Annotated in this window: 25 protein-coding genes; 12 read left to right on the top strand and 13 right to left on the bottom strand. The window is 28.0% G+C overall.

What is annotated here, in order from left to right:
* Nucleotides 1-41: 41 nt before the first annotated feature.
* On the top strand, nucleotides 42-482 hold the full coding sequence (locus FH779_RS07030) for a ferritin (protein ID WP_180906540.1): 441 nt from the start codon (nucleotides 42-44) through the stop codon (nucleotides 480-482).
* An 82-nt stretch (nucleotides 483-564) separates the two neighbouring features.
* On the opposite strand, the gene FH779_RS07025 is transcribed toward FH779_RS07030, so the two are convergent.
* The 5 genes from FH779_RS07025 to FH779_RS07005 all read right to left on the bottom strand — a co-directional run bounded on the left by FH779_RS07025 (nucleotide 565) and on the right by FH779_RS07005 (nucleotide 4,996).
* Nucleotides 565-792: a hypothetical protein gene (locus tag FH779_RS07025; protein ID WP_180906539.1), complete on the bottom strand. Its 228-nt coding sequence runs from the start codon at nucleotides 790-792 to the stop codon at nucleotides 565-567.
* A 272-nt stretch (nucleotides 793-1,064) separates the two neighbouring features.
* Nucleotides 1,065-1,283 (bottom strand): hypothetical protein, encoded by a 219-nt coding sequence (locus FH779_RS07020; RefSeq protein ID WP_180906538.1) that lies wholly within the window; start codon nucleotides 1,281-1,283, stop codon nucleotides 1,065-1,067.
* 129 nt (nucleotides 1,284-1,412) lie between these two features.
* The gene (locus FH779_RS07015) at nucleotides 1,413-1,916 is read right to left on the bottom strand and encodes a hypothetical protein (RefSeq protein WP_115002034.1); all 504 of its coding nucleotides are present in this window, start codon (nucleotides 1,914-1,916) and stop codon (nucleotides 1,413-1,415) included.
* An 11-nt stretch (nucleotides 1,917-1,927) separates the two neighbouring features.
* On the bottom strand, nucleotides 1,928-4,303 hold the full coding sequence (locus FH779_RS07010; protein WP_180906537.1) for a hypothetical protein: 2,376 nt from the start codon (nucleotides 4,301-4,303) through the stop codon (nucleotides 1,928-1,930).
* Between the two features lie 111 nt (nucleotides 4,304-4,414).
* Complete coding sequence (locus FH779_RS07005) at nucleotides 4,415-4,996, bottom strand: hypothetical protein (RefSeq protein WP_180906536.1); 582 nt, start codon at nucleotides 4,994-4,996, stop codon at nucleotides 4,415-4,417.
* Nucleotides 4,997-5,465: 469 nt separating this feature from the next.
* On the opposite strand from FH779_RS07005, the gene uraH reads away from it, so the two are divergent.
* From uraH to FH779_RS06950, 11 genes are all read left to right on the top strand, one after another.
* On the top strand, nucleotides 5,466-5,795 hold the full coding sequence (gene uraH / locus FH779_RS07000; RefSeq protein ID WP_244958040.1) for a hydroxyisourate hydrolase: 330 nt from the start codon (nucleotides 5,466-5,468) through the stop codon (nucleotides 5,793-5,795).
* 9 nt (nucleotides 5,796-5,804) lie between these two features.
* The gene (locus FH779_RS06995; protein WP_180906534.1) at nucleotides 5,805-7,277 is read left to right on the top strand and encodes a phytoene desaturase family protein; all 1,473 of its coding nucleotides are present in this window, start codon (nucleotides 5,805-5,807) and stop codon (nucleotides 7,275-7,277) included.
* A 6-nt stretch (nucleotides 7,278-7,283) separates the two neighbouring features.
* Entirely contained in the window at nucleotides 7,284-8,120 is an 837-nt protein-coding gene (locus FH779_RS06990) for a phytoene/squalene synthase family protein (RefSeq protein WP_180906533.1), read from the top strand.
* The gene (locus FH779_RS06985) at nucleotides 8,117-8,575 is read left to right on the top strand and encodes a hypothetical protein (protein WP_180906532.1); all 459 of its coding nucleotides are present in this window, start codon (nucleotides 8,117-8,119) and stop codon (nucleotides 8,573-8,575) included. Before FH779_RS06990 ends, FH779_RS06985 begins: the two co-directional genes overlap by 4 nt.
* A gap of 3 nt (nucleotides 8,576-8,578) precedes the next feature.
* The gene (locus FH779_RS06980; protein WP_180906531.1) at nucleotides 8,579-9,037 is read left to right on the top strand and encodes an SRPBCC family protein; all 459 of its coding nucleotides are present in this window, start codon (nucleotides 8,579-8,581) and stop codon (nucleotides 9,035-9,037) included.
* Nucleotides 9,038-9,041: 4 nt separating this feature from the next.
* A complete protein-coding gene (locus tag FH779_RS06975; protein ID WP_180906530.1) occupies nucleotides 9,042-9,500 on the top strand; it encodes a sterol desaturase family protein in 459 nt (152 codons plus the stop codon).
* Nucleotides 9,497-10,198 carry a lycopene cyclase domain-containing protein gene (locus FH779_RS06970; protein ID WP_180906529.1) on the top strand — a complete coding sequence of 234 codons (702 nt, stop codon included), beginning with the start codon at nucleotides 9,497-9,499 and terminating at the stop codon, nucleotides 10,196-10,198. The genes FH779_RS06975 and FH779_RS06970 overlap by 4 nt, the downstream gene beginning before the upstream one ends.
* Nucleotides 10,188-10,745 (top strand): lipocalin family protein, encoded by a 558-nt coding sequence (locus tag FH779_RS06965; RefSeq protein ID WP_180906528.1) that lies wholly within the window; start codon nucleotides 10,188-10,190, stop codon nucleotides 10,743-10,745. Before FH779_RS06970 ends, FH779_RS06965 begins: the two co-directional genes overlap by 11 nt.
* The gene (locus FH779_RS06960) at nucleotides 10,735-12,039 is read left to right on the top strand and encodes a cryptochrome/photolyase family protein (RefSeq protein ID WP_180906527.1); all 1,305 of its coding nucleotides are present in this window, start codon (nucleotides 10,735-10,737) and stop codon (nucleotides 12,037-12,039) included. Before FH779_RS06965 ends, FH779_RS06960 begins: the two co-directional genes overlap by 11 nt.
* A gap of 344 nt (nucleotides 12,040-12,383) precedes the next feature.
* On the top strand, nucleotides 12,384-12,803 hold the full coding sequence (locus FH779_RS06955; RefSeq protein ID WP_180906526.1) for a transposase: 420 nt from the start codon (nucleotides 12,384-12,386) through the stop codon (nucleotides 12,801-12,803).
* Between the two features lie 7 nt (nucleotides 12,804-12,810).
* Nucleotides 12,811-13,128: a helix-turn-helix domain-containing protein gene (locus FH779_RS06950; RefSeq protein WP_180906525.1), complete on the top strand. Its 318-nt coding sequence runs from the start codon at nucleotides 12,811-12,813 to the stop codon at nucleotides 13,126-13,128.
* A 590-nt stretch (nucleotides 13,129-13,718) separates the two neighbouring features.
* On the opposite strand, the gene FH779_RS06945 is transcribed toward FH779_RS06950, so the two are convergent.
* The 8 genes from FH779_RS06945 to FH779_RS06910 all read right to left on the bottom strand — a co-directional run bounded on the left by FH779_RS06945 (nucleotide 13,719) and on the right by FH779_RS06910 (nucleotide 19,374).
* Complete coding sequence (locus FH779_RS06945) at nucleotides 13,719-14,384, bottom strand: MarR family winged helix-turn-helix transcriptional regulator (protein WP_180906524.1); 666 nt, start codon at nucleotides 14,382-14,384, stop codon at nucleotides 13,719-13,721.
* Nucleotides 14,385-15,028: 644 nt separating this feature from the next.
* Complete coding sequence (locus FH779_RS06940; protein ID WP_180906523.1) at nucleotides 15,029-15,541, bottom strand: hypothetical protein; 513 nt, start codon at nucleotides 15,539-15,541, stop codon at nucleotides 15,029-15,031.
* Between the two features lie 233 nt (nucleotides 15,542-15,774).
* Nucleotides 15,775-15,954 (bottom strand): hypothetical protein, encoded by a 180-nt coding sequence (locus FH779_RS06935; RefSeq protein WP_135836459.1) that lies wholly within the window; start codon nucleotides 15,952-15,954, stop codon nucleotides 15,775-15,777.
* 100 nt (nucleotides 15,955-16,054) lie between these two features.
* Nucleotides 16,055-16,261, bottom strand: a complete 207-nt coding sequence (locus tag FH779_RS06930; RefSeq protein WP_180906883.1) for a hypothetical protein — start codon at nucleotides 16,259-16,261, stop codon at nucleotides 16,055-16,057.
* Complete coding sequence (locus FH779_RS06925; protein WP_244958039.1) at nucleotides 16,230-16,418, bottom strand: hypothetical protein; 189 nt, start codon at nucleotides 16,416-16,418, stop codon at nucleotides 16,230-16,232. The genes FH779_RS06930 and FH779_RS06925 overlap by 32 nt, the downstream gene beginning before the upstream one ends.
* Nucleotides 16,419-16,443: 25 nt before the next feature.
* Nucleotides 16,444-16,860, bottom strand: a complete 417-nt coding sequence (locus tag FH779_RS06920; protein ID WP_180906521.1) for a DUF5675 family protein — start codon at nucleotides 16,858-16,860, stop codon at nucleotides 16,444-16,446.
* A complete protein-coding gene (locus tag FH779_RS06915) occupies nucleotides 16,857-17,612 on the bottom strand; it encodes a hypothetical protein (RefSeq protein WP_180906520.1) in 756 nt (251 codons plus the stop codon). The genes FH779_RS06920 and FH779_RS06915 overlap by 4 nt, the downstream gene beginning before the upstream one ends.
* A 133-nt stretch (nucleotides 17,613-17,745) precedes the next feature.
* Nucleotides 17,746-19,374 (bottom strand): helix-turn-helix domain-containing protein, encoded by a 1,629-nt coding sequence (locus FH779_RS06910; RefSeq protein WP_180906519.1) that lies wholly within the window; start codon nucleotides 19,372-19,374, stop codon nucleotides 17,746-17,748.
* Between the last annotated feature and the right edge of the window lie 97 nt (nucleotides 19,375-19,471).

Genomic DNA, 19,471 nt, shown 5'->3' with positions numbered 1-19,471 from the left:
TTCAAAAATTCAACTTTTAATTTATAAATAAAATCATCAAAATGAATACAACTAGAATTTCTAACACATTACAAAAAGCTCTAAATGATCAAATCACTTTAGAAGCCTTTTCCGCGCAAATGTATTTGATGCTTGCTTGCTGGGCAGACGAAAATCAATTGGATGGAATCAAAAATTTTATGATGAAACACTCACAGGAAGAGCGCGTACATATGGTTAAAGTTATGGAATACGTACAAGAAAGAGGAGGAATTGTAAAAATGAGCAAGGATGAAGAAGATTGGGCTACATGGAATTTCTTACAATGGTTGGTTGCTGAACAAAGAGAAGAAGAGAAATTAGCACTTGATTTATTAGACAAAGCTGAATTGGAAGGAGGAGCTACAATGTCGGATGTAGCAAAATTTGAACTGAATAAAACAATTGGGACTACTGGACAAGATTTTCCTACTGCAGACCAAATCAACCCATTAGCAGAATAAATTAATTCTTGTAAAATCAAAAACCCCTTAAGTTTTATTAAACTTAAGGGATTTTTGATTGCTAGAAAATAAAGAGAAAATATTAGAGATTATTCTTAATCTCTTGATCTAAATGATATTGAACAACTTCTATTGCATTAGTTACCACATCACTTAAAGCAACTACAAAATCACCTTTTTTAGCCATAGCTATACTATGTGCTATTGCTTCGGTTTCTTTTGAAATAATTTCATAAGGAAAACTTGAATTAACTTCATGAATTCCTTTTACAAGCAAATCTATAATTTCTTCTTCTGTTCTACCTCTCAAATTTATATATCGAATATTGTTATAGGATTTAATTTATTAAAATTTTGTAGATTTTAAAAAAAACATTGTCTGGAATTCAATGAGAACATTGAATATAACATTTTGAATTTCTTAATTTTAGTTGGATGCCTCAAGTTTACAAAAGAATTAAAAAAATAAATGATAGATTTTATAATAAATCGCAACTCATAGATATCAATAAAATTATGTAAAATTCAAAATATAAAGAATACGTTTTAATGATTCTTAGTAATTAAGGAAAAAACAAATTATTATTTTAATGCTTTTTTTAAAATTTCGTCTAGATTTTTAAGAGTTTGTTCATTAACTAAAATAGTAGATTTTTCAATCATTTTAGTTTTAAAATTTTCACAACAAGCTATAATACTATAACCATTAGCACTTTCAATAAATTTGGGATTTTCATTATGTTCAGGACAAACTTCAAATTCTATTTTATATTTAAGGAATTTATAATCGAAGCGATTCATAGTTATTGTTTTAATAAATATAGTGATAAAACATTATTGTAATTAAATGAACATTCATTAAAAAATAAAACCCAATGAATATAAAAAATATCATTAGGTTTTATTCTTTAATTTTGAAACTTCAAATTTTTATTTCCAATAGTTCCAATTTGTTCCATCAAATACAGCGAGCGTTTTACTCACTGTATCATAACACATCATTCCTGCATAGGGACTTTTGACGGTCAAATGAGGATTCGAAATTTTTGGTAATACCATGGCTTTATCCGTAGCCTCTAATACTAAAATACCTGTTGCTGCAGAAGTTTCAGCACCCATAATGACCCCATTTCCTATATCATTGGATGTATTTGAAATAAGGTTTGATGTATTTCCTATATCGCTGAGATCTTTCCATACATTATTTTCAACCATACGTACCTTTTTTGTATTAATGTCAAAGACAAATGTTCCATTAGTAGGTGATACATTTGTAGTATTGGTTACAGCAGGTAAAATAATGCCTTTTGAATTTGTAGGACTCTGATCAAAATCTAATAAAGTATTTGAACCTACAACGTTTGTTTTTCCTATTGCAACTTGAGCATAAGAAAAACCACTTAAAATTAATATAAAATAAACAAGATTTTTCATAATTAAAACCATTATTCGTTACAAGATTTTGATATACATTTCCAAGTCGCTCCATTGTACAATTTGATACAACTCGCACTGGTATCATAAATTAACATTCCTTCCTGTGGTTGTAGTACATTTGCTGGATTAGATACTCTCGAAATGACAAAACCTTTATCCTTAGATTCTAATACAACAAAGCCATTTGGCACATCAGCAGGCCATGTTGATCTTGGAGAAGCTAAAGACGATATTCCTATACCTGTAGATGGTATACCTGCAGTTGAAAAATCACCTTGTTTAACACATACATTATTTTGACAAATTAGATTTCCATCATTCGCAGTTGGATTACTTACATCTATTTTTAGATTATATATATTGATAGTATTAATTACACTTGCTAAAGAAGATATTTCAAATTTTACTTCATTAAACGGTTTGGTTGTTTTAAAGCCATAATTTGTTTGACCCGTACCTACATTTATTATTCCCAGTAAAGATAAATCTAATAAATCAGTTCCTGCTATTGTTTCTTGCAAATTGCCATTTAAATAAGTTTTAATAAAAAATGTTTCTAAAAGATCTAATTTTACAATACCGACTACATCTGCAATTGTAAATCCTACATTAGTACCAGTTGGATAAATATTTGTTAAATCTAACACGCTTATTCCTGCCTTTCCTGCAACACCAATACCTAAACTTAATGTTGCATAATCTGTAGTAGAAGGACTAATCAAATTTTGAGAATTACTTACACTACATAAAGCACAAACAATACCTTCTAACCCTGTTTTAAACTGATTAATAACAACTGGATGAGTAGGTGTGTTTTCAATAGGATGATTAGTACTACAATCAATTGGATTTTGACATGGATTCAGGAGATATAGATCGTATATCTTAATAGTTCCTAACGAAATTCCTACAGGTTGTTCATAAATTAATTGTATTTCATCAAATGCGGCAGGCGCTTTAAATCCTAATGTCTTTCGGATGTTGGTCGCGACATTTGCTCCCAAAAGGAAATTGCTTCCTTCTATAATCCCTACTTGTGCATTATTTCTTAATAATCGAAGTTTTAGTTTAGGCAGAACAGCTACATTAATCAAACTTGTAAATTCAACATCAAAAGAAACATATGCTCCTACACTAAATGGTGTCAATTGTTTGTGAATAGCTATTGTCGCTGTACTAAGTGCTCCCACCGGAATATTAATGCTAGCATATGTTAAAGGATCATTATCTAATATATGATCAATATCTACAATATTACCGACTGTTGCAATGCCTGTAACTCCTGTATTATTACCAATACTAACAGGATATTGATTCTTCCCTATTAATGTATTCGTATTACACGCAAATGCTGGTCCTTCACAAAATTGTTTGACAATCATATTATAAATCCTTGTCTCACCTAACAAATCAACACTCAATAATGTTGACATTCTAAATTGAACCTCATCAAATGGTTTTGTTGTAACAAAACCGACAACACTGCGAGGCGCACTACCTAAAACGCCTACATTTAATAATAACGAATTTGAAGTTGAAGTTTCTTGCTCTACTCCATTTAAATAAGTTCTGATTGAAATTCCTCCTAATAGATTAACATTTAACAAATTTGCATTCGAAATTTCAAATCCTGCAAAATAGCCTGCATTGAATTGCTGACCACTTGCCACAGATAGAGTAGCTGTACCTGCTACTGCTGCAGTTATATTAATTGAAGCATAATCATTTATGTCACTATTCACAACATTATTTGAATTACTTATTGAAGCAACAGTCACTCCTCCCGTTCCGGTACGAATTTGTTGAACAACCGCTGGATATGTAGGAGCTACAATTCTAGTATCTACATTACAAGAGGGCGCTGATCCTAAACATAATTTTTTCACTATCATATTATGAATTCGTGTGCTACCTAATAAATTAAGATTCAATAAAGTTGATATTCTAAATTGAACCTCATCAAATGGTTTTGTTGTAATAAAACCCATAACACCTCGGGACGTACCACCTAAAGCACCTACATTTAATAATAAATTATTTGCATTGGATGTTTCTTGTTCTACACCATTTAAATAAGTTCTGATTGAAATCCCTCCCAATAAATCAACATTTAACAAATTTGTACTTGAAATCTCAAATCCTGCTAGATGTCCTGCATCAAATTGCTGACCACTTGCCACAGATAGAGTAGCTGTACCTGCTACTGCTAGAGTTATATTAATTGAAGCGTAATCATCTGTATCATTATTCACAACATTGCCTGCATTAGCTATAGAGCCTACTGCTAATCCAATAAGGCCCGTTCTTTGCGAAACAATAGATGATGAAAAACTTGGAGCTACAATTTTAGTTTCCACATTACAATTAAGTTGGGCAAATGTCAAATTAGGTGATATAGTTATAAAAAATAGAAAAAAAATCTGTATAATATTTTTCATGTTTATAGTAGTTGTTTAATTAATAAATCTTTGATTGGCAGTAGAAATATTAATTAATTAACTAAATAATGAAGGAGAGCGTATTTCTAAGTGAGACAAGCAAATTGCATAATCACAAAAAATATAATTATAAGTTGAAAGTTTTAATTTAATCTTAGGTTCGTAATTCTTATTAAAAGAATTTGAATAAAAAATAATTATATTAAAAGAATTGATAGTATAGAGTGCTAAAAGAATTGATTTACTACTAATGAAAAATGTTGATTCTTTATATGGTAAATAACATATTTTTTTATTTATTAGTGTAGATAAATCATACGAATTATTTCTGCTTTTTTTAAGATTTGAGTTATTTGTATTTTTTCTTTTGATTTTTTCTTTTGATTTTCTTTTTTTTATATTTTTTTCATGGTTAATAGAATCTTTAATTTCACAATTAGATATAATTGTATTTTTAGAAATGTAAAAAGTCGTATTTTCTTTTATTGTTACTAAACCTTTAGAAATTGTTGGAATAGAATCATCTCTTTCTTTTATTTCAACATTATAAGCATTAACATAAATTGAACAAAAAAAGCAAAACAATAAAAGGTAAGTAGATGAGAAATGATCGAGAAATAGAAATAAAACTCGTCTCATAGTCATATTAAATTAGTTAATTTAACTAAATTTAGTTATTATTAAATAAATAACGAAATTTTTTATAGAATTTATCAAATAATATAAACATTACCTAACAAATCAATAAAATATTTATAAAAACATAAATTATTATTTTTTGAATAAATCTTTTATTAACTCTTAAAAATAATAATTTAACTAGATAGCTATAATTTTTTAATTCAATGTAAACTACATTTAAATAATACCTTTTTAAAATCTCACCGTAATCATCATTTCAATTCTTTTAAAATTATATATAAATAGATTTGGCTACAACAAATAGTGTGTTTTAAAATTTATTTTATATTTATTAGTATTTTATTATACTATTATTTATTACATTTGCTAAAATTATTAAATAAGAAAAAATATGAAAAGAAGAATTTTAATATTACTCATAGTAGTATTTTCTACTTTTTGTAGTGCTCAAGTAGAAATCTATCAATTGTCCAGTCATATTTTAGATAACTCTACAGGAGAGCCTGCACCATCTGTTTCGGTTACATTAGAGAAAATGAATGTAGACAATTCGTGGACTAAGGTAAGTACTCAAATAACAGATAAAGATGGTAGAATAGGGAATTTTTTACCTTATGGCCAAAATAATGACGGTGTTTATAAACTCGTATTTCATATTCAATCTTATTTTGATAGTAAAAAATTGCAAACACTTTATCCTTTTATCGAGATTGTTTTTCGCATTAAAGGGAATAAGCATTTCCATGTACCATTGACTGTATCTCCTTATGGTTATTCTACATATAAAGGAAGTTAAAAACGAGATATGAAAAAAAGAATAGCCATTATTGGGTCTGGATTTTCTGGTTTATCAGCTGCTGCTTATACAGCGAAACAAGGACATGAAGTACATGTATTTGAGAAACATAATCAGCCAGGCGGAAGAGCAAGACAATTAAAAACAGAAGAAGGTTATGTATTTGATATGGGACCTAGCTGGTATTGGATGCCAGATGTTATACAAGATTTCTTTGAGGATTTTGGTTATGCCACTTCTTCTTTTTTTGAATTGATATCGTTAAATCCTCAATTTGAGATGATTTTTTCGGATGAAAAATTAGATGTACCTGAAAATTTTGAAGTATTAAAAGAAACCTTCGAAAAAATAGAGAAAGGAGCTAGTTTTCAATTAGAAAAATTTATGAAATCTGCCAAATTTAAATATGAAGTAGGAATGAAGGATTTTGTACATAAACCTTGTACTAATTGGACTGAATTTGTATCTCTTAAAATTGCTAAAAATGCATTGAAATTGGATTTACTTTCTAATTTCAGAACATATGTTGCACGATATTTTAAAGATAAGAAATTGAGAGCTTTGATGGAGTTCCCAGTTATATTTTTGGGCGCATCTCCTGAAAAGATTCCTGCATTGTATAGTTTGATGAATTATGGCGGTTACGTATTAGGTACTTATTATCCTAAAGGAGGTTTTTATCAGCTGGTATTAGCAATGAAAAAAGTAGCAGAAGAACAAGGGGCGCACTTTCATTTTAATTGTAATGTTGATAAAATAAATGTAATAGATAAAAGAGTAAGTTCCATTGTTATAAATGATGAAATCTATGAATTTGATGAAGTGATTGCTTCTTCTGATTATCATCATACAGAAACACTTTTGAACGCAGAATATAGAAATTATACGGCTGACTATTGGGAAGAAAGAACATTTGCTCCATCTAGTTTGATTTTTTATCTTGGTTTTAATGAAACTATTCCGCATTTAAAACATCATACATTATTCTTTGAACATGAATTAGATCTACATATAGATAGCATATACGAAAAGAAAAGATGGCCTGAAAAACCTTTGTTTTATGCTTGTTGTCCATCAAAAACTGATCATTCTGTTGCACCAGAAGGGAAAGAAAATTTGTTTTTACTAATGCCGATTGCAACAGGAATAGATGACAATGAATTTGTGCGTCAGAAGTATTTAATGGAAATGCTTTCACGATTAGAAAAGCATACAGGTATTGTAGATTTGCAATCTAAAATTGAATTTAAAAGAAGTTATTGTGTCAAAGATTTTGTGTCCGATTATAATGCTTATGGTGGTAATGCTTATGGATTGGCTAATACACTTGATCAAACAGCAGTATTAAAACCTAAAATAAGAAATAAAAAGCTAAAAAATTTATTTTATACCGGTCAGTTAACTGTTCCTGGACCAGGAGTTCCTCCCTCTATTATATCTGGTAAAATAGTGGCCAATGAGATCAACAAAATAAAAAAATAATTCTATATGAAACAATTATTTGATGAGCTTTCTTATTCGGTGAGTAAGATGACAACTCAAAAATATAGCACAAGTTTTTCTTTGGGGATTCTCGCTTTAAAACCTTGTATTCGATCGGCTATTTATGCGATATATGGTTATGTAAGGTTGGCAGATGAAATCGTAGATAGTTTTCATGCATATAACAAAGAGAAGCTTTTAAAAAGATTACGAAAAGAAACTTTACATGCATTAAATGAGAGGATATCGCTTAATCCCATCTTACAATCATTTCAAGAGACTGTAAATTATTATAAGATTGATAAAGAACTTATCGATCAATTTTTGAGTAGTATGGAAATGGACTTGCAACAAATAGAATATGACTCGGACTTATACAAAACCTATATTTTAGGTTCTGCTGAGGTAGTAGGACTCATGTGTTTACAGGTTTTTACAGATGGTAATAAAGATAAGTATGCAGAATTAAAACCTTATGCAATGAAATTGGGTTCTGCTTTTCAGAAAATTAATTTTCTTCGAGATTTGAAAGAGGATTATCATATTTTGGGAAGGACTTATTTTCCGAATGTGGATATAAGTGGTTTTGATAATAAGATAAAATACGCAATTGAAAAAGAAATAGAAGAAGAATTTGATGAAGCGTTGATTGGGATTAAAAAACTTCCAGCTTCTTCAATTTTTGGTGTTTATCTTGCTTACAAATATTATCTTTCTTTGTTTAAGAAGATCAAAAAAAAATCATCCAAAGAAATTTTAAATGGAAGAATTAGAATAGCTAATTCTGAAAAAGCTTTTGTTGCGTTTAAAAGTTACATAAGATATAAAGCTGCTTGGTTATGATTAAAATGTTAGGGTTTCTCATTGTGGGATTTTTAGGTTTTATAAATGACACTGAGGTAGTTCTTGAAGAGGTAAGGGCTAATTATTCTAAGTTATCTAATGACAAAGAATTATGTGTAAATGTAATAGCTGAATTAGAACGTATAAAAAATAAATCCGCTATTTATTTGGGTTATCTAGGAGCTGTACAAACGATCAATGCTAAACATGTGTCTCATCCTTTAAATAAACTTAAAACTTTTAATAAAGGTAAAAAGAATATAGAGGAGGCGATACGTATAGAACCTGAAAATTTGGAATTGCGATTCATTCGGCTATCGGTACAAAAAAACGCACCCTCATTTTTGAACTACTATTCAAAGGTTGAAGAAGATACGCAAATCTTATCAGAAAACTGGCATAAAATAACGTCTATAAATTTGCGTAGAAATATTGAAAAAATTTTAAACAAATAAGTGATGAAGTACCGTTTGTATAGAGAACAACAGCTGTATTGTGATATTGATACAGCTTGGCGATTTTTTTCTTCTCCAATGAATCTTTCGGAAATCACACCTAAAGATATGGCTTTTACAGTTTTGTCAGAAGATCAGGATCAGCCAATTTTTGAAGGTATGCTTATCGATTATAGTGTGTCACCGCTATTGGGTATTCCTTTGAAATGGCAGACAAAAATTATTCAAGTAGAGCCGCAGCAAAGTTTTACAGATTTTCAACAAAAAGGTCCATATAAATATTGGAAACATTTTCATGAATTTATTCCCAATGAAAAGGGGATTTTAATGAAAGATACAGTAGAATATGAGCTTCCTTTTGGAGTTTTGGGAAATGTTGTTCATTCTCTTTTGGTGAAAAAAAAGTTGAATAGAATATTTGATTATCGTCATCAAGTATTAAAGCAATTATTTAATACTTAGGTGTATGAATTTATTTTTAGTATTGCTAGTATTTGTACTTATGGAGCCTGTCACATGGTTTATTCATAAATATGTGATGCATGGATTTTTATGGTTTCTCCACAAAGATCATCATGATCATAGCCATAAAGGATCAGTTGAAAAAAACGATTATTTTTTTGTGATATTTGCGATTCCGACTATTGCTTTGATGTATTTTGGTTCGCTCAATAATTATAGTTACTTGTTTTTTGTAGGGGTAGGAATTATGCTTTATGGCATGGCGTATTTTTTTGTGCATGATGTTTTTATTCATCAACGACTAAATTATTTTAAACGAATAAAGAATCCGTATTTTCTTGCTCTTCGTAGGGCTCATAAACAACATCATAAGCATCTAAATAAAGATGATGGAGAATGTTTTGGGTTTCTATATGTTCCTTTCAAGTATTTTAAAATGTACTTTAATTCTGCGCAAAAATGATGTCCTATACTTATATTTTGATTTTATTTTTTACAATAATTATTTGTTTCTTATCATCTTTTGATTCTCGTATTCTTTTTCACCGTCATTTTGGAGCTTTTTTTAAGGCAGCACTTGTTGTAGCTGTTCCATTTATTGCATGGGATATTTATTTTACAGCTAAAGAAGTATGGTGGTTTAATACAGATTATACACTTGGTTTTTTTATAGGAGGTCTACCTTTAGAAGAATGGTTGTTTTTTATTTGTATACCATTTTCCTGCATATTTACCTATTTCTGCTTTGATAAATTTTTTAAATTAGATTGGCTTTCCTGTTTTAATAACCTGATTGTTTTTTTTAGTGTGATTGTTTGTTCAATCGTTGCTTTACTTTATTATGATAGAATTTATACCCTATTAACAGCTGTTATAACATTGGTTGTTTTACTATACTTACACTTTGTTCGTTGTGTAGATTGGATAGGAAAAGCTTCGTTTGTTTTCACTATTCTTATGCTTGGTTTCTTTCCTGTAAATGGTATTCTAACAGGTACAGGATTAGAGTCGCCAATTGTAAATTATAATAATGATGATTTTTTGGGAATCAGAATGGGAACTATACCAATAGAAGATGCTGTGTATGGATATACGCAATTTCTTTTAGTTCTCTATTTTTTTAAACTATTTAAATCAAAATCTCATGAAAATGAAAAATAAAATACTATTGAAAACAGCTTGTATAGGATTGTTAATACTTTCCAATTCATGTTCCTCTATTCCTAAAAAGGCAGAAGCTGTTCGAAATTTTGAAGTTGATCGGTATTTAGGTACTTGGTTTGAAATCGCTCGTTTAGATTTTCGTTTTGAAAAAAACTTGGATAATGTCTCCGCTAACTACACTTTTGATAAAAAAGGAAATCTGATGGTTTCAAATAGCGGATTTAATAAGGATAAACAAGTATGGAAGCAAGCTATAGGTAAAGCAAAATTTAGAGACGGTAAGCAAATAGGAAAGCTAAAAGTAAGCTTTTTTGGACCTTTCTATGCTGGTTATAACGTAATTGCTTTGGATAAAAACTATCAATATGCATTGGTTATAGGTAAAAATCTAAATTACTTATGGATTTTATCTAGAACAAAAGATATTCCAGATAATATTAAAACAAACTTTCTTGCATTAGCTTCAGAAATTGGTTTTGATATATCGAATTTGGTTTGGGTAGAACATAATCGAAATGATAATCCATTTTTAAATGAAAAATAAAATTTCCATTTTTTGGTTTCGAAGAGATCTTCGTTTAGAAGATAATGTTGGACTGTACCACGCTCTTTCATCTGGAGTTCATGTGTTACCTATTTTTATTTTTGATGAAGGTATTCTACGACAACTGGATGACAAGAAAGATAAGAGGGTGGATTATATTCATCAAGCGCTTCAAAAGATTAATGATCAATTAAAATCCTTTGGGACAAGTCTCCATGTATATTATGGTGATCCTTTCAAAATTTTTAAGCAACTTTCTACAGAGTTTGCTATTCATTCTATATTTTGTAATCGTGACTATGAACCTTTAGCAATTAAAAGAGATACTTCAATTTACAATTATTTTAAGTTATATAACATTTCGTTTAAAGCATTTAAAGATCAAGTAATTTTTGACAAGAAAGATATTTTAAAGAAAGATGGTTCTCCTTATACAGTATATACTCCGTATGCAAAAAAATGGAAACAGATTTTGAAAACTGAAGATTATAAATGTCATAAGCCTGATTATAGTAAATTTTTGAAAACAGAATTCAAAACGATTCTTTCACTGAAAGAAATTGGTTTTTTGAAAACTTCTATTTTATTTGAACAACCTATATTAGATATTCAAATCATTGATAATTATCATTCTTATAGAGATTATCCCGCTAAACAAGGTACAACACAATTAGGTATAGCTCTTAGATTCGGGACTATTAGTATACGAAAATGTGTCGCATTTGCGATAAAGCACAATGAAACGTGGTTAAATGAATTAATTTGGAGAGAATTTTTTATGCAAATACTCTATTATTTTCCGTATGTTGTTCAACAACCTTTTAAAGCCAAGTATAGTGCTATTAAATGGAAGAATAATGAGAAAGAATTTAAATTATGGTGCGATGGAAAAACAGGCTATCCTATTGTAGATGCAGGAATGAGAGAACTTAATCAAACTGGGTTTATGCATAATAGAGTAAGGATGATAACAGCAAGTTTTTTATGCAAGCAGCTACTCATTGATTGGCGTTGGGGCGAAGCTTATTTTGCATCAAAACTAAACGATTATGATTTGTCTGCAAATAATGGTAATTGGCAATGGGTTGCTGGATCAGGATGCGATGCAGCACCTTATTTCAGAATCTTTAATCCAATTCTTCAAGCAGAGAAATTTGATCGAGAATCACTTTACATTAAAAAGTGGGTGATGGAATTTGGAACTAATGATTATCCTTCTCCTATAATTCCTCATAATTTTGCTCGAGACAGGGCTATAAGTATTTTTAAGGAATCTATTAAAGACAACTATTAATTTATGAATAAATTATTATTCTTTTTATTTTAATATTTTGTAAATTAACAATACATTTAAGAAAAGAAAAATACAAATGATTAACTTATTGATTTGTAAAAAAAATAAATTTCTTAATTATACAATGACTAAAAGATTTAAAAATTTTAAGACTTCTAATAAACAAATATCTTATACAGATATTATTGTTATTATAATTACAATAATTATTTTAACTTACATATCATTAACATAAATCTTTATTAATTAATAATCAATTCTATTAATAAATATTACTATAGTATTGATTTAATTTAAATTGTACTCTCTTTACTACCTTATTATTTAATCTTAAATACGACAAAATGAGTTTATTTTATAAAATCCATTTAGGTAGTATGATTCATAAAAGAGTTGATGAATTAGATTACAGTACTGAAAAACTATGTAAATTCTTAAAATTAACTAACGCAGAATTATTAGAAATTTATAAAAAAGAGTCTTTAGAAAGTAATCTAATCCTTAAATTTTCTAAATTGTTAGATTACGATTTCTTTAGAATTTATTCACAACATTTAATATTATATTCTGCAAAAGAAAATAAATCAGAAAACAATATTAAAAGTAAACTACCTAACTTTAAAAAAAATGTATATACCCATGAAATAATAGATTATATTCTTTCAAAAATAAATTCAAATGAAATGACTCCTTCTGAAGTTATAAAGAGATATAATATACCTAAGAATACTCTATATAAGTGGTTAAAAAAATATAGTAATTAATTTCGTTATGAGTAGCCCAAATTATAAACTAATTTTTGAGGATATTTTGAGTGATTTGTATCCTGAAAAAAAAGACTTATGCACTAAAATTTTATCAAAAGATAATCTTAACATTTTTGATATTCTTACTTTAAATAAATTAATTTTTGGAAATAGTTTAAATAATCGAAATAATAAATTTAAAACTTATTCAGAAGAAGAAATTCTATATATTTTAAAATTTAAAAAAAATAACAAATTAAAAAATATAGAAATTGCTGAGCATTTCAATTTAAGTAGAAATACAATAACAAAATGGCTGAAAAAATACAACGATAATTATTAAAAAAGAAGAATTTATTATAGAAAATAAAAATCAAATACTATTAACTACAAAAGGTAATAGTATTTTATATAAAGATTTAAAAATTATCTTCAATTTATAATTGAAAATAAATAATCATTAAATAAATAATTTCTATATTCATCAAAATCAATAATTTATATAAACCTAATTAATGTAAAAACTTTTGTAAAGATTCATAATCTTAATAAAAAACGTATTATTTAAATTTATACAAAATATTAAGTATCAAATAATACTATTTTAAACAATTATAATTATTTTTGTTAATATTAATCTAGTAGGTTTTGGATTAAAAGTAATTTATCAAGAAAGTAAGTTATTCATTTAACTTACTTTCTTTTATTTATATTAACTTCAATTTAAATTACTTTTATTCAAAATTTTGTTTACCGTTAAATATTTTTCATTTGCTACATCTAACAAATTTTCTATTTTCGCATTTTTATCAAAAATTTGCTTATGAAAAAAGTTTAATTTCTTTAAGCTGAATTACAATTATTTATTTTTAGAACTGGAGATGTTTTTAAGAAAATAATTCAACATCATAAAATAAAAAAATATTATTAAGATTATTTATTTACTCTAAGATACTCTTCATTGGCTTTATCAAGCAATTCTGAAACATATATATTTTCTTCAAAAATCTGTTTATGAAAGAAATCCAATTTGCTCAATAAGTTTATAAGCTGTATTTTTTCACTATATAATAGATTACCACTAACAATATTTGTAGCCATTCTTATTTTATCCATATACTCTTCTAATATTTGGACACCAGATTCAGTTAAATGAATGACCTTTTTTCTTTTATCTAAATCAGAATCATGCTGCTCAACCCAACCTTGTTTTATAAGTCGATTAATAATTTGGATTCCTGCAGGTTTATCTTGTATATTCTTCTTAATCAACTCCATTTTAGTCATAGGACCAAATGCTTTTAAATTAATTAAAAATATAAAATCATCTTGACTCGAAAAAGGAGAATCATACATTAATGATCTTGAATAACTTTTGCCATATCTATTAAGATGAACGAAAAGCGTAGATATAACACTTTCAGGGGATCTACCATTTTCTTTGCCCTCCCAATCAGGTTCTTCCCTATCTAACTTTTTAATATGTTCGTCTGAAATCCATTTTTTGAACCCATTAATATCTTTTGGATAGTATTCATTTGAATTAATTTCAAAATCCTCCATCAAATCAATGATATCATATAGCAATTTATAGTTCATAGGTAATAAATAAAAAGATATTTCTATATATTTAAAGGCTACAAATATATAGAAATATTTCAAATATTTAAAAATTAGTTATAAACTACACTAATATTTAAGTCATTAAACAAATAGTCATTGTGAAAGTTCACAATGACTATGAATGTAACAATTAACTGAAGCTACTACCTATAGACTTCTTTTAATTTAATAAATCATAGGTTTAAGTTCACTCTGTTATTGATATAGTTAAACTCTTTGGGTTATATTAATTGGTTTTTAATTAGTTTATAGAAACACACAATATGATTTAATAATAAACAAATTTAAGTTTATATAAACACAATATTACACTAATATTTTATAAGGAAAATTCATTTGAATAATATCTTTATAAATAAGTTTATAGTTGGTTTGATCACTCAATCTTTAGCTTGTATTTTCAATACCGATTAATTAAAACAGTTTTGGGATATTATACCTTTCTATAATTTTTGGAATAGTTTTTTGTTTTGATTTTATTAATTCCATTATAAACTCTATCAATTCAGATGTATAAACATTATTTCGAAACTTTGGTTAGCTTTTAAATACTTTTTCTTTTTTTGAGGCATAATGAGAATACAAAATCAAATGATCTGAATAAATTATTGACGTTATATTTATGTTTTACATTTATTATAAGCTTCGGTAATTTTTATAATATCGTAATCTGGAAACTTATCTGTTCCCGTCCATTCTTTCAATAGAATAGGACAATCACTAATTAATTTAGCAATTCTTTTTTTTGAATTTGATGCATTAACGTATACTATTTCATCATTTTTTACAAGTAGTGAAAAGATTAATTTTTCACCATCATATGGATTAAATGTTCGCAAATAATAATGAGATAATTCACCAACAACAGCTTCTTCAAAAAAATGAGTCCTATCATTTTTTAAGGTTACATATTTTACTAATTTATCATATTCATCATTTACAACAAATGATTTAATATCTTTTGATTTGAGTTTTATTTTTTCATCATTCACTAAGAAGTAAACAACTTTAGAATTATATCCCATTACTTGCCCTTTTAAAGTATCATTCGAGTGATTGATATAATATTCTGATTCGAATTGTGCCTCAATTACAGTTGTGAAAAGTAGAAAAATTATAATTATATATTTCATTTCTAGTATTTAATTAGTAGATCTAATTATATTTATAAAATTAGCATGGATATTTTACTTTTAAATGTTAAAATTTTGATAAAACTCAATACACCAATACTACACCTCACCCCTCTACAGACCTTACAAATAAGGAGTTCATCACTTTCTGTATCGGGAAATAGTCTTAAAAATTATGTTACATAGAAAAAGGTTTTCAATTAAAAAATTGAGAACCTTTTTCATTTTTGGTTTTACGATTTCATCTTAAAAACGATCAAAAATTCGTCAAATGTTAGGAAGTCTTTTTTTTCTTTTCCGATTAATTGCTTGGCTCTATTGAGTAAGCGAAGACTTTGCCTATATCCTTTTCCTGTAATGATTGATACATCTTTCGGATAAATCACCATTCTTTGTAATTCGTTATTTTTCATTTCTGTAATAATTAAAATTACTTCAATGAAACTTAAATGAATGATTTTAAAATTTACATCAATAAAATAAGATTTCCAAATCTTATTTATAATCAAACACTTAATCTTCGTCGTAAGGGTTGTTTTTCTTATGCAGTAAGTATGATGTTCCATAACTGCATATTGCTCCAACTATTCCCATACAAATCGTATAAACAAGTTGCTCCCATTGAATAGTCGCTACCAAACTTGTCATTGTACCTCCTATCGTTCCAACAATTAACGATGTATTACTATTATTCATCATCATTACTTTGGTTTTTGTCATTTACAGTCAATTGACATACAGCTGATATTACTCCTCCTGCAACTGTTAGGTAACCTCCTATGGTCACCAATGTTGTTGGTAATGCTACAGGAGCAGCGATCAATATTCCTCCAATTGCAGCTAGGGTTAATCCTATGTTTCGTAATTGTTGGAACAATTTAGGAGTAGGTGCTGTAAAACGATTAATAATTGTCATGTTGTTTACTTTTAATCATTAAAATCACTTTTTGATCACGATCAAGTTTATCATTTACTAATGCTTTAAAATTTGTAAATGCTTTTCTTGATAACTCTCCTCTCCCTTCACCTGTTAATTTGGTTACTGGAGCTATACATCCTTGTAATTCAGTTTTTGCATGATTGGCAGGATGAATTAAAATCATTGAACGATTGGGCACGTTTGTAATCAGAAAATGTTCTCCAAATTTTGGTGAACTTCTCTTTTTGATTGTGTAACATCCTTCTGGTATACATGAATTACGTGGTTTGTTCTCTTTCCATGGCAATTCGATGGTATAGCATACAAACTTATCATTTATGAATAGGCTTCCATTTGTGCCATTTGGATAATACATGCGTTCTACTACAATTGTCGTCATGGTAAATTAATTTCGATTAAATGTGCAGCGTTAAAACTTCCATTCTTTAATGGATATAAAACAGAATTCACCTCTTGATAGAATTCAATTCCAATTGCTAAGGCGATTGTATGCTCTGAATTTGGAGAAAGATTGTTCAACAACTCTACATCATTCACTTCAACCTCATCATATGGATAATAATCTGTATACGATGTTTTGGTAATGTATTCGTTTTTCTCAAAATCTATCTCTGTAGAAGCTGCTACAAATCGGTAATTCGTAGCCCCTTGCGGTGCTATTATCACATCTAAGGGTTTGTATGCATCTAATGTAAACTTTGTTTCACCAGAGATACGATCTATTGTTACTTGCACTGGAATTAATACCGTTTTTAACCATGATGCCCCTGCATTAAAATCAACCCCTTTCATCAATAATTGATTTCCTTTGTGTACATTTCTTTGACCACGAACATTTATTGTATCTTCTTTTAGTATACCATGCATTACTTTTGTAAGACGGCTAGATAGCCTACTGTCTTTTGCATTTTTTACAATTGCATTGAATGCATTACGTAATGTTTTTCCTGCAGTACCAGCATTTTTAAATTCTTGCATATTTTCCCTGGTACGCTGAAATCGCGGATCACTCATTATGGTATTACGGTCTATAGAGCTTTTTTCTCTCACCATATAACCATCTTTTGATTTGTAGAAGTTTAAATCTCCGATTGAACCTCTAAGTTTTAAAAAGCCTTTTTGCTTCGCCATTTTTTTATAATTTTAAATTAAACATTGATCTCCATTGCGCAATGGTTTTGTAAAGTTGCAATAGCGATGTGTTTAAAACAATAGCCAAGTCTTTTTTAGCACCTGTATGTCAATATATTACACTAATGTACCATTATATGCTTTCTTTATTTTTTTGTTTTTGAATTTTAATAAAATCTAAGGGACGCAAGCCCGTTTCACTGTAAAAAACATTTGAAAATTGTCTTGGATTCATATAACCTGCTATTTCTCCTAATGCTCCTACACTATAATTAAGGTATTGTGGCTGTTCTTGTAATAAATCAGTAATAAATTTTATTCTCAACCGATTGATGTAAGAAGGAAAATTAATTCCTTTGTACTGATTGACACATTTTGATAAATAAGTGGTGTTTGTTGAAAATGATTTTGCCAAACTTACTACTGTTATATTAGGGTTTAAAAATTCTCTGTCCCGCTCAAATTTTTCAAATTTTAATAATAAACTTTCAAATGCTTCTTTGTTCAAATCCTCTTCATCTTTAATCGATAGTCTCCGTTCTGTGTAACTTGATTGAGCAGATTCTTCAATAAACAGATTGTACTTTTCGATTAAATGTTTATTTTTATTTCTAGTTTTTACAATTCCTACTGTCAATATTATTATTCCAGTAAAACACGCTGCCAATACGTAATATAATTTTTGAGATTTATTCAATATTTTTTCCTTTAATTTGAGCAATTGCACTGTATCGTATTCTTTGTACACAACTTGTATCATTTCTGCATCTAGCTTATAATTTAACTCATCCATTTTTAGTAATTGATTGATTACATATAGTTGCCTGTTCGTATCAGAAGCTTCTAATGCCTCATCTAAAATGTTTTCGTATATCGGTCTGTATTTAATTTCTAAGAAGTTGTATTCATTGAAAATACTGTCTATTTTATTAAAATATATTATTTTATGTTGTTGATTATTCAATTTATCAAATGCCTTTGCTTTGTAGTAATAGATTTTGGTTAGTGTATTAAAATCATTCGTTTTTATTAAAATATCTTCTTTAGTCGATAATAATTGAATTGCTGTCTCAAATTGATCATTTAAAAACTCATCAATTGCTTTATTAATCGTAAAGTATCTTTGATAAAATTCGTTATTTTCAAGTTTGCTTTTATTTAATCCTAATTGATTAAATTCTTTCGCTTTTGCTTTGTTACCAACTTCTTGATGGAGACATGCTAATTGATATATTGTATTTAATAGATACGCTTGGTAGTCTTTGTTTTCTGGTTTTGTTTGGAAAAAGGCTTTACATTTAAGCAACAATTCTTCTGCTTGGTTATATTGATGTAATTTTATTTTAATCATCGCCATATTAAACGTTACTTTATGCATTAGGTACTGATCTTTTGAATGGCTTAACTCCTGATCTGCATATAAGTAATTTTGTAACGCCTCTCTATAATATTTTGCTTTGTAATAGGCTAACCCTTTTGATAATAAAGCTGTTGCTATTAAATCTTTATTTTTTAATTTCCTGGCAGTAATTATCGCACTATCTGCATATTCTACTTGCGTGTTTAAATGACTTGAAAAAAAGACTCCTTCTTTATAGGCGTAAAACAAATTTAGCTTATCGTTTTGTTTTTTAGCATTTCTAATATAGGCTTGCACATATAGCATCGCATTTGGATGAGTCTTTTCATGTATTAATTCATCCAATTTTTCTATTAAATAGGCATTATCTTTTGAGGCTAAGGAATCAACTTGATTAGCCATTGTTATAAGCGGAAGTAGAAAGAGTATGTATGTGTACACTACAACTCTTTTCATGGTATAGATTTATTGATTACTACTAAAATACTTTATTTTATAT

Source organism: Empedobacter falsenii, assembly GCF_013488205.1.
Classification (GTDB): Bacteria; Bacteroidota; Bacteroidia; order Flavobacteriales; family Weeksellaceae; genus Empedobacter; species Empedobacter falsenii_C.
The sequence above is the reverse complement of the archived record's forward strand: the minus strand, read 5'-3'. Positions and strand labels throughout refer to the sequence as shown.